Annotated in this window: 11 protein-coding genes and 1 pseudogene; 4 read left to right on the top strand and 8 right to left on the bottom strand. The window is 40.7% G+C overall.

What is annotated here, in order from left to right:
* The first annotated feature begins 558 nt into the window (after window positions 1–558).
* Both P7J36_RS03965 and P7J36_RS03960 read left to right on the top strand, forming a co-directional pair.
* Window positions 559–924: a type II toxin-antitoxin system RelE/ParE family toxin gene (locus tag P7J36_RS03965; protein ID WP_408551292.1), complete on the top strand. Its 366-nt coding sequence runs from the start codon at window positions 559–561 to the stop codon at window positions 922–924.
* On the top strand, window positions 911–1,186 hold the full coding sequence (locus tag P7J36_RS03960; RefSeq protein ID WP_408551291.1) for a helix-turn-helix domain-containing protein: 276 nt from the start codon (window positions 911–913) through the stop codon (window positions 1,184–1,186). The genes P7J36_RS03965 and P7J36_RS03960 overlap by 14 nt, the downstream gene beginning before the upstream one ends.
* Window positions 1,187–1,286: 100 nt before the next feature.
* Here P7J36_RS03960 and P7J36_RS03955 read toward each other — a convergent pair whose 3' ends face one another.
* Window positions 1,287–2,348 (bottom strand): hypothetical protein, encoded by a 1,062-nt coding sequence (locus P7J36_RS03955; RefSeq protein WP_408551289.1) that lies wholly within the window; start codon window positions 2,346–2,348, stop codon window positions 1,287–1,289.
* 443 nt (window positions 2,349–2,791) lie between these two features.
* Window positions 2,792–5,347 carry an SEC10/PgrA surface exclusion domain-containing protein gene (locus tag P7J36_RS03950; protein ID WP_408551287.1) on the bottom strand — a complete coding sequence of 852 codons (2,556 nt, stop codon included), beginning with the start codon at window positions 5,345–5,347 and terminating at the stop codon, window positions 2,792–2,794.
* Between the two features lie 131 nt (window positions 5,348–5,478).
* Here P7J36_RS03950 and P7J36_RS03945 point away from each other — a divergent pair, with 131 nt between their 5' ends.
* Window positions 5,479–5,820: a helix-turn-helix domain-containing protein gene (locus tag P7J36_RS03945; RefSeq protein WP_408551286.1), complete on the top strand. Its 342-nt coding sequence runs from the start codon at window positions 5,479–5,481 to the stop codon at window positions 5,818–5,820.
* Window positions 5,821–6,114: 294 nt separating this feature from the next.
* Window positions 6,115–6,879, top strand: a pseudogene (locus P7J36_RS03940) (tyrosine-type recombinase/integrase); the annotation flags it as partial.
* Window positions 6,880–6,988: 109 nt separating this feature from the next.
* On the opposite strand, the gene rpsI reads toward P7J36_RS03940, so the two are convergent.
* From rpsI to rlmB, 6 genes are all read right to left on the bottom strand, one after another.
* A complete protein-coding gene (gene rpsI / locus P7J36_RS03935) occupies window positions 6,989–7,381 on the bottom strand; it encodes a 30S ribosomal protein S9 (protein WP_002942223.1) in 393 nt (130 codons plus the stop codon).
* A gap of 19 nt (window positions 7,382–7,400) precedes the next feature.
* Window positions 7,401–7,847 carry a 50S ribosomal protein L13 gene (rplM, locus tag P7J36_RS03930; RefSeq protein WP_027972471.1) on the bottom strand — a complete coding sequence of 149 codons (447 nt, stop codon included), beginning with the start codon at window positions 7,845–7,847 and terminating at the stop codon, window positions 7,401–7,403.
* Window positions 7,848–8,072: 225 nt separating this feature from the next.
* Window positions 8,073–8,966 carry a DUF7916 family protein gene (locus tag P7J36_RS03925; protein WP_408551284.1) on the bottom strand — a complete coding sequence of 298 codons (894 nt, stop codon included), beginning with the start codon at window positions 8,964–8,966 and terminating at the stop codon, window positions 8,073–8,075.
* 61 nt (window positions 8,967–9,027) lie between these two features.
* Complete coding sequence (locus P7J36_RS03920; RefSeq protein WP_408551283.1) at window positions 9,028–9,888, bottom strand: DegV family protein; 861 nt, start codon at window positions 9,886–9,888, stop codon at window positions 9,028–9,030.
* Entirely contained in the window at window positions 9,885–10,406 is a 522-nt protein-coding gene (locus tag P7J36_RS03915; RefSeq protein WP_408551281.1) for an NYN domain-containing protein, read from the bottom strand. The genes P7J36_RS03920 and P7J36_RS03915 overlap by 4 nt, the downstream gene beginning before the upstream one ends.
* Window positions 10,407–11,135, bottom strand: coding sequence for a 23S rRNA (guanosine(2251)-2'-O)-methyltransferase RlmB (gene rlmB / locus P7J36_RS03910; RefSeq protein ID WP_099810353.1), 729 nt, complete (start codon window positions 11,133–11,135; stop codon window positions 10,407–10,409).
* Window positions 11,136–11,157 lie beyond the last annotated feature (22 nt).

The following is an 11,157-nucleotide window of genomic DNA, read 5'->3' as shown; positions in this document are numbered from 1 at the left end:
TTATTCCCCTGAACTTAACCCAATTGAACGATTCTGGGCTGGATTGAAAAGAAAAGTGGCTGAGTTATTGAGGAGATTTCAATCGGTTGAGTATTCTTTGGAATGCTATTTTAAAACTAAGTGACTATATATCATTTTAATTACTAACAGTCCAATTATAGAATATATCTAGACAGCCATTAATGATAAATACCACATCCGCTAAAAATAAATAGAATCCATTCCCGTAGAAACCACAAAAAACACCCATGAGGTAAACTCTTGAGTGCTTTGAAACGTTGATATATCGCGGTATATTAACGTTTACTGAATTGTGAAGCTTTACGTGCTTTCTTAAGACCTGGTTTGAAAGATTTTTATTTGAATAAATTTCAAAATCCTTTAAAATCAACGTTTTCACAGATTTTCAAAACTCAAAATTTCATCCAATTTCAACTAATTTCATTTGAATGGTGTGAATTTTACCCCAAAAATACACGAATTGAGCTAATTTATACCGAAAAGTTCACACCATTGATAATTGCACAAATGAACAATATATGCTATCATGGAGACATAATGAAACATCCAAAATTTGAATTTTACACACGCCCAAATGGGCGGACAGAATTTATCGAATTTCTACAAACCTTACCAACAAAAGACAAGCAAAAACTCCTAGCTACTATCAGCATGATTCAAGAACAGGGGTTGCTAATAGCTCAGCGCATGGAATGGGTTAAGAAGTTAGATAGTGAAATCTTTGAAATTCGCTCTAAGGTATCTAGTAACATTCAACGTGCTCTTTATTTCCATGTCGTCGATGATCGTTTTATCATTACACATGGTTTTACCAAAAAAACACAAAAGACACCTACTGCTGAAATCAAACACGCTAAAGTATTGAAAAAAGAATTTGAGGAGAATAATAATGGCAACCATTAAATTTGATGATTATCTGCAAGAAGAATTGAAAAGCGACGACTTCAAATCTGGCTACCTGAGTGAAAAAGCTATCTTAGAAAGTGCTCTCGCTGTCTATAATGCACGCCATAAGGCTGGACTTACTCAACGTGAACTAGCGGAACTCTCACATGTTCCGCAGTCAACCATAGCACGTATTGAGCGAGGAAACAACACCAGCATCGAAACCATGAGTAAAATCGCTTTCGCTCTCAATCAAGAACTAACTATTAGTATTGGTTAGTTTCATCTTCAATACATCACAATAACAGCACTCCTGTTTGTACTTCAAGAGTGCTGTTTGCTTTTATGTAAGGACATTTTTATGACAAATAATTGCAAAGTTACTTGATGATAAATCTACTTTTCTTCAATAAAATATCAATTGAATTATTAAAACGTTCAGTAAGTGTTAGATAAGCATCTAGACCTGAGCAGACATCTCTGATAGCTTGGTTTAGACTTCTTTCTAACCCGATGCTATTTTTTAGACTTTGCTTCATAGTTTTTACGGATTCGTTACTTTCTGATATTGCCCCTTGCAGAGGTGAAAAAGAGGTAATAAATGCTTTTAAATCATCAAGATTCTTATCTGAGGTAGCAAATTCATTATCCAACAAACCTGCAGAATTCGATTCGATTATATCCCAAAGTATAGAAAGTTCATTAATATGTTTATCTAATTTTTTACCAAAATTATTTACATGTGTTGCTGCTTTTTTTGTCTCTTTTCTAACGAAGGATGCAGTCCCTGATCCTCCTTTTTTGTTGACTCGTTCAATCTCAGCTCCAGTTTTTGAGACTTCATCTCCCATAGTACCAATGTCTTGTGTCAACTCTGTCATAACCTCTGTAAATTTGCCAGTAGTTTCTTCAATATCTGCCAAAAAATCAATGAAGCCCTTGTCACTCTCCTCAGACAATTCGGTAATATTTCTTTCTGCAAACCAAGGAACATTATTTATATTTTCTGACCTAAGAAAATCTCTTACAGGATTGCTAAACCCAACTTCATTTGAAATAGCACCATATAAGTTTGTTTTCAAATAATTTAATAACTCCTCAAAACGTAAAAAATGGGTATCATAATCCTTAGCTCTATATTGTTTTAAATCAAAAGGAAGCTGAGACAAATCATCTTTTGTTATCACAATAGTCTTCTTGTTAAATGAATGAGCCAAACCGAGCTCATACATAACATTCGGATTCAATCCTGTTAAATCTGCAATTACTATGTCCGACTCATAAATTGGTTGAATGATATCCATTAAAATATTTTGCTGATTCCCCTCATCACCTGCATTAGTAAACTCAAAATCTTCGGAAAACTTTGACTTAAGCATATCATAAACTTCAAAAAATTCATTTTGAAACGGCATAATAACAAATACTTTTTTCTTTACCATATTCACTATCCTTTAAAATATATATTCTACTACACTCCATTATAAAATTTGATTATTTTTGTAAAAGTGTATAAAATTTATTTCTGTGCATAGAAATGATTCCATATCATTTATGAAGCCCAAATTGGGCTAATAATTCCTGAATTTTTCCAACATAGCATCTACTCCTTTCTGTCGAGGATACTTCCTTTGCAAATATCAGCCTATCAAAGTAATATAAACCAACTTCCTAGAAGATCTACATATTCTTATATCTTATTATAGCATTTTTTATTCCATCCTGTTGTATTGGAGCAAAAGGCATATGAATTTTTAAATTGTAATAGCATAAATATAGTAATGAGCATAATTAGTATAGCTTAAAATCAAAAAAAGATTAACACTACGAGATGTTAACCTTTTTTTATTTTCACATAGTTAGTCTAAAGCCAACTGGAAATCAATCACTTCCGTTTTCGAGCAACTGGTGCCAGACCCAACAAACCAACTCCGATTAAACTCATTAGGCTGAATGTATCACCTGTTGACGGCAACGTCTTAGTTGCTGGCTTAGAGGCGTTCTGAGTCGTCAAAGCCTTTGTGCTTGCTTGGGTAGTCATAGCAGGTGCTTTAGGAGCGACAGACTTGTTAGAATCTGTATATCCCACTACTTTTCCAGTTTCATCAACAACAGGAACAGGTGTTCCATTATTATCAACGATAGCCTTGTATTCTGCGTCCAAACGTTCTTTAAGTTCTTTAGCAGCTACTTCTTCAAGGTAAGCATTGTAAGCATTCAAAAGGGCATTGTAGTTTTCTTCGCTGATTGCTTGAGTCGCTTTCAAATCTGCAAGGAGAGCCAATTCTTTATTAAGAACTTCTACCTTGTTTGTCAAGCTTGCATTAGCTTGATCATACTTGTTTTGTGCTGCTACCAACAAGGCAGGTGCATTTTGCAGATTAGCTAGAGTAGTTTTTGCTGTTGCCAATAATTGTTTTGCAGTTACTAATTCATTTTCAAGAGCTGTAATCGTAGCTTTTGATGAAGCAACTTGATTTTTCAAATTATTCAAAGTAGCTACTTCTGTTGCTAACTCTGATTTTGCTGTTGTGAGTGCCGCTTCTTTTTCTGCAAGAACTGCTTTAGCAGCCACCAATGTTGCTTGTTTTTCTTGAATACTTGCGTTCAAGTTAGCCACGGCTTCGTTTGCAAGTCGAAGGGTTTCTTGCGCTGTTGAGAGAGTTGCTTGAGCAGTCGCTAATTTAATACGAGCAGCTGGCGCTTGTTCCGCAGTTGCGAGAACTTTAGAAAGTTCTGCTTTAGCAGTTGCAAGGGCTGTTTGAGCAGCTGTATTTGTATCTTTGGCAGCAGTAAGAGCATTTTGTGCTTCTTGATTGGTTGTCAACGCAGTATTGTAAGCAGATTGTGCCTGTTCATAAGCGCTACGGATAGCTGCGCTGTCTTCTGGATTGGCGATAGCTGTGGTGTTGAAGGTGTTGCCAGACCAGAGGGCAGTTGTATCAATATCATTCAAGTGGACACTGGTTGCACCTGCCACTGAAGAAATATCTACACCAAGATACGTTGCAGTAGCACGACTTGAAAGATCCAAACCTGTTACAGATGTTGCGTGTAACCACTCACGGCCGTTGTATAGAAATTCAACCATAGCACGGTAGATAAGTGATTTTACATTATCTACGTTTGTTCTACTTAGAAGGGTTTTCCAAGTGTTTAAATTTTCTCCAACTGTCACTTTAGTAAAGTAGTTTCCTGCTTGATCAAGTGCAGAGTCATTGTGGCCGAATTCTACGATACTTTCCCATCCATAGTTATCTGCTACGTATCCATCAGTAACCAAATCAGAAGCTTTTACGCTACTTGTAGTTACAGATGTAGAAACCGTTCCAAATTTATCTCGAACTTGATTTACCAAGTCAGATGCAAATAAAGAAAGTTCTGTTAGCAACTCGTCAGACATATTGTTTACATCTTCAATCACAATTAACTTGTCATTTGCATTTGATTTATAAGTATTTGCTGCTCGTAAACCTTCGTTAATTTCTTTTAATTTGGCAACTGCGGCTTTGTAAGCGTCACTACCATAAAGACTCTCATCATATTGTTTTAATGCAGCTACATATTCATCTGATACAAAAATTGTATTGATGGAATCATAATCAGCTTTTGCGGTTGCCAATGTACTTGTAGCTGAATCCAAGGTCGCTTGTGTATTCGTAGCAGTTGATTGTACAGTCTCCAATGCAGTTGCCGCTGTTGTTGCTGCATCTTGTGCAGATGTTACAGCTCTCTCTTTTTCAGTGATAGAGATTGCACGTGCAGCATCCGCCTCAAGAGCAGAAGCTAATTCATCTTGGGCGGTAGATACCGCAGTTTCAGCAGTTGTAACATTGTTTTGAGCGGTTTCCTGAGCTGCAATCACCTGGCTTGCACCTGTTCCCTCAAGACTAGCTTGGGCAGATTCAACAACTGTTTGTGCTGAAGTAACTTCAGCTTGTTTAGAATTAACGTTTTCTTGGGCAGAAGAAACAACCGCTTCCTGGGTAGCAACAGCCACTTCTTGCTCACTTACAACATCCTGTGCTTCAACGACATCTTGCTCAGTTTCTGCTACTTTAGTTTCTGCTTCGGTAACTGCTTGTGATGCAGTAGCGATATTTTCATCAGTTGCATTTTCAGCAATTGTCTGAGCTGATGCCAATTCTTCTTTAGCAGTCGCTACAGCAACTGCTTCTGTATTGACCGCATTTTTTTTGTTTTCGACAACTGTTTCCTGAGTTGCAACCGCAGTATTAGCAGCATCCAACTCAGACTTAGCTTGGTCTACTTCTTCTTTTGTAGGTGCTGATGCAGTTTCTGTGCTTTGCGCAGTAACCTCAGCACTCTCCACAACTGTTTCCGGAACATTAGTTGTGTCTACTTCTTCTGCCTGCACTACCACTCCAGTTGATGCAACTAACGGCACCAATAAGCTACTAACGATTAACTTCTTGTTCATATTGTTCTCCTATATTTTTATTATAAGCTATTATACCATATATTGTCCTCTAGAGTCTATTTTTATAGTCCTTTTAAGACCTTTTAACTGTCCTTAAAAACATATATCCTTAGAGGATAGGAGGACAGGAAATGACCCTTGATCAATACGTTGCAAAACAAGTACAAAAGTTAAGAAAAGAATTTCAACTGACACAAGAGCAATTAGCCGAAGCAGCCAATATCGATGTGTCTTCGATTGCAAAAATTGAACGAGGAGAACGTTCAAACATCAAGATTAACACCTTAGAAAAATTAATTAGCGCCTTCAACATTTCAACAACAACTTTCTTCAATGACTATCAAGCAATCGACAAACCAACAGAGCCCTTACTTGACTCCTTGCAGACAAACTTATCAAATCTAAGCAGTAATAAACGCAAAGAGTATTTATTAATTTTCGATGCAATTCTAAAAGCCGGGGAAAATGATTAGTAGCAAATACACATAAACGAGCAGTGTGATACTGCTCATTTTTTATTGTTAAAAATCAGTAAGAATGTCATCAACCCACTCTGCATATGCTTCTGCGACTTCGTAAGAGTGTCTATCCTCTAAAAGCAATTTATCAACAAAACAGTTCAATTTTTTATTAAGTTCATTTTTATTATCTAAAAAATAGATTCTAGCAAGCGCATAAGTAGTTAATCTGTCAAAATCTGGGTACTTTCTCCTCAGGAACTTTTCGAATCTTCTGTACAATTTAGAATTTGGATTATGAACTATTAAATCAAGAGTATCTTTGATTGGGCAGAAGAGTTAGAATACATCGAGTCCAACAAGATTTCAAAAACTATCAAGCGAATCAAGTCTACAAAGAAAAACAAATTACAAGAAGCGAAAAACGATGAAGATTTATATCTCTCACAAGAAGAACTCCAAGCATGGTTCACAGCTTTTGAAGAGGATTTAGAAAACAATAAACTCTCATTCAAAGATTACGTATTATTCTATACAACCTTTTTCTTAGGAGATAGAAAATCCGAAAGCTACGCATTGCAATGGAAACACATCAATATCAAGAAACAGGAAATTCAATTAGTTCAAGCCTTAGATAAATACAAAAATCCTAAGTCTACTAAAGGGAATAAGAAAACAACATTTCGAATTCCAACTGAACTTATCGACCTTCTACAATCTTGGAAAAAGCAACAGAAAGCCGAACTAGCGAAATTTGGTATTATCCAATCTGATGAACAATATGTCTTCACTTATATCGACATGAAAGGCAATGTGAATAGTCCATTACACGCTGATTATCTCAATAACAAAATGAAGTCAGTCAAACGCCGTCACAAGGAGCTGAAACACGCCACACCGCACAAATTACGCCACACAGGAGCAACATTAGCTAGACAAGCAGGAACATCACTCGAAGCTATTTCTGAAGCTCTAACACATAGTGATACTATTACAACGAAGACTTACGTCAATACTTCAAATGTTGTTCCGATGGCTGTCGGAGAAATTACCTATAGAAACCTCAAAAAATAATGGTGGGAATTTGGTGGCAATTTTGGTGGCAATTTTTTAAAACTTGCACCAAAAAACACTTCATGGTGTGAACCATGAAGTGTTGTAAATGCTGTATTGTAGCTAGTTCTTAACGTTTAGAGAACTGGCTAGCTTTACGTGCTTTCTTAAGACCTGGTTTCTTACGTTCAACCATACGAGCGTCACGTGTAAGAAGACCAGCGCGTTTCAATGAATCGCGGAAGTCTGGGTCTACTTGAAGCAATGCACGCGCGATACCGTGACGGATCGCACCTGATTGACCACCGTAACCACCACCGTTCACGTTAACGAAAACGTCGTATGAACCTTGTGTTGAAGTTACTGCGAATGGTTGGTTGATAACCAAACGAAGGTCAGCGTGTGGGATGTACTCTTCTACATCTTTTTTGTTTACTGTGATTTTACCAGTACCTGGGACCAAACGTACGCGTGCAACCGCGTTTTTACGACGACCAGTACCTGTGTATTGTGCTTGTGCCATTTAGATTACGTCCTTTCCCTTAGATAAGACCTGAAATATCAAGTACTTCTGGTTGTTGTGCAGCGTGAGTGTGCTCAGCACCTACAAACACTTTCAATTTCATGCCTTGTGCACGACCAAGTGTGTTGTGTGGAAGCATACCTTTAACTGATTTTTCAATCAAACGAACAGCGTTTTTAGAACGCAATTCACCCGCTGTGATTGATTTCAAACCACCTGGGTGCAATGAGTGAGTGTAGTACACTTTGTCAGTTGCTTTTTTACCAGTCAATTTCACTTTTTCAGCGTTGATAACGATAACGAAGTCACCAGTATCAGTGTGAGGTGTGAAAGTTGGTTTGTTTTTACCGCGAAGAACGCTAGCAACTACTGCTGAAAGGCGTCCAAGAGGTACATCAGTAGCGTCTACTACATACCATTTACGTTCAACTTGGCCTGGTTTAGCCATAAATGTTGTTTTGTTCATGATTTCTCCTATACGAATCGTTTTTGTTTACTGGGCGGATGTTCCGGTCCGCGGGTATTTGGAAGGTTCCGGGGCCTTTCAAATGGGGTAAACAATACCGTCTTCCATTCTATCAAATATGGACATTCTCGTCAAGCCATTTTACTTTACTTTTTTTATTTTTTCTACAGCCCAAAACAAGAATAGAAAACCTGAACAGGAAGTAGAGAAAATCCCGCCAATTCCTTACCTCCTCACTGATTGCCCCATTTTGAAATAAGTATGCCGTTTACCTCTGATCGCCAAGGACAGAGCCAAGATATTTTCAGGGTCGGGCATACGACCGTAGCCCCCGTCTCCGATATGGTGGACATCCGAGCCCACCCGCTTGTTGCTGAGCCCAAACTCCCGCACCGTCTGGCTGTCCGCACTCTCCTGACTGGTCCCAATGGTCGAAATAACCAGACCACCACGCGCCTTGACCAGACTGACAATCGGTGCCACTATTTCTTCCCGCACGCCCGGCACCGTTCCGACCGCGGGAATGAGGATACCGTCTGCCCCCAAGTCCACAAAATCCAGCAGGGCTTGGCTGTCCACGACCGACTCTCCCAGACCTGCACCGTGCATTTTCCCCGCAAAGATGAGGCCCTCAAAGTGTTCTTTGGCAAGGCCAATAGCAGAGCGGATTGCAGCCATGGACACACCCGTAGCAGGATTGCCTGTCAGCATGATAAAATCTACGCCAAGGGCTTGGGCCTGTCGCAAACTTTCTGGACTAACCTGACGACCCGGTTTGAGAAAGACCTGCTGGTCTTGGACTTCCTGGCTACTGTCCACAGGCTCCAAGTTAATCCCGACCAATCGACCTGTCAACCGCTTGATTTCCGCGATAGGATTGTCGCAGTCGTAAAAACCAACAATCTCCGGATGAAAGACATCCAATTCGTTGAGCACCAAGAGGTCACAACCAAAAGCAGCCATCATCTCCGCATTGGTCACCCCTGCAATCAAGGGAGCCGCTGTCACCACCGTTTCTCCCATGATAATCCGGCCTTCGCTGGATAAAATGGACTGCTTGAGCTCCTCCTTGGTCGCTCCCAGCAAGTCACTGGCATAACAAGACAACAAGCGTTTCATATGAACCTCCAAATCGAAATTAGTTTGTAATCGCTTTCTGTTTCTGTAAAAAGAAAAGAGATTATCTCTCTTCTTTATTGATAGATAGGATAGCTAGCACCCCTGATCCTGTATGGGTGGCAATGATTGGGCCCAACTCAGTCAAAAGAACTTCGTTGACACGGCTATCTTCCAACAAGGTTGCCTTCATCGCTTCAGCCGCCTCAATATCACCTGTATAGGCCACCATAACCGTCGAATGGTCCAAATTATCCAAGGTCAGGTTCAACATTTCCTTGATTCCTTTTTTGCGACCACGGATTTTGGCAATCGCTTCTAACTTTCCTTCCGCATTGAGCGCAAGAAGAGGTTTGATATTGACCAGACCGCCAATGAGGGCAGCTGCCTTGGACAAGCGACCACCACGCACCAGATGGTTAAGGTCATCGACCAAGAGATAGGTCCGCAAGCGTGGCACCAATTCCTCAATAAGTGCCTTGGTTTCTGCAAAGGTCTTCCCAGCAGCACGCGCTTGAGCCGCCTGCATGACCAAGTAGCCTTCACCGATAGAAGCCGCCTTGGTATCGACAATCTCGATATGGGCTTGTGGATAGTTGTCCAAAACCATATCACGGGCAATAGCCCCACTCTGATAGGTCCCTGAAAGAGCCGACGAAAAAGCTAGGTAGAGCACATCTTGACCTTCCTTGGCTGCCGCTTCAAAAACTTCCTCAAACTGACCAACATTGACCTGACTGGTTGTTGGCAGGCCACCAGTTGCCATTTTCTCCAGCAAATCTGCTGAAGTCAAACGATTTTCTCCGACTGTTTCATAGGTCACACCATCTAAGTTAATGGTCAAACCGAGCACGGTCACATCATTTTCTTTGACCCAGCTGATTGGCAAATCCGATGTCGAATCGGTTACGATTGTAAATGTCACTCTTTCATTTCCTCCATCATGTCTTTTAAGGCTTGAAAATTCCCATCTGACCAGGGATTGAGTCGTGGGGTGTAGAGTTCTACCTGGTCCACAAACTTATCCAAGTCCTTTTTGATGACCCTGGTTCTCTCCTCTAACTCACGCGCCGAAACCCGTAAGGCCCCTTGTGAAAAGACCACCCATTGTTCATTGAGGTCGCTGGTTGCGACGGAAACCTGCTTGCGACGGTCACTATTGAGCTGGGCGCTGAGTCGTTCGATATAACTATCTGCCGTCTCTTCCTCCTCTGTAAAAATGACCGATACCTTGAATTCGTCATACTGCTGGCGAAGACCTGGCACATGGTGGGCATCAAAGACACAAATTACCTCAATCTGTTCAAAAGCTGCGTAGTGAGACAAGGTGCGAAGCAAGGTCGTTCTGGCTGCATCCAAGTCTCCCTTTTTAAAATCTTGCTTGGTAGCCTGCCAAAAGGCAATCATGTTGTAGCCATCTACAATGAGAACTTTTTCTTTCATTTAGATTTTCTTCCGAAATACTTCATACATCAGCACAGCTGCGGCTACGCTGGCATTGAGAGATTGGACATGGCCCTTCATAGGAATGGTAATCATCTCATCCACCTGCTTTTTGATATTGCTGGAGATGCCCTTGCCTTCGTTGCCGATAATAAGAGCTAGTTTGCCAGCCGTATTCCACTTGTGGCTTGGGGTTCCGTTCATATCGGTACCAAATACCCAGAAACCTGCCTCCTTGAGCTTATCAAGGGTTTGACTAAGATTGGTCACTCGGGCTATTGGGACATGGGCTACCGCACCTGTGGAGGTCTTTGCCACAACGGGCGTCACGCCAACTGCTCGGTGCTTGGGAATGATGATGCCTGCTACCTGAGTGGCATCTGCGGTCCGTAAAATCGAGCCGAAGTTGTGGGGATCTGTCAGACCGTCCAAGATGAGAATGAGAGGATTATCTTCCTGCTCTGCCTTTTCCAAAATCACCGATAGGTCCGCATAGGCGAACTCAGAGACCCGCAGGACAAATCCTTGGTGAACGGCACCGTCTGTCATGTCGGACAGGGTCTTTTTGGGCGTCCAAGAAATCGACACCTTCTTCTCTGCCGCCAGTGCCTTGATTTTTTCTACATTTTTTCCGCGTAAATCATCCTGAATGTAGAGTTTGTTGCCAGTGTTGGCCTCCAAACTCTCCACTACAGCATGTACGCCATATACGATATCATTTTGTTCCATAAGAGTATTATAGCATAGGTTA

It is taken from the genome of Streptococcus suis, from assembly GCF_046032115.1.
Lineage (GTDB): Bacteria > Bacillota > Bacilli > Lactobacillales > Streptococcaceae > Streptococcus > Streptococcus suis_AJ.
Note: the sequence above shows the minus strand (reverse complement) of the source record. Positions and strands in the feature narration are given on the sequence as shown.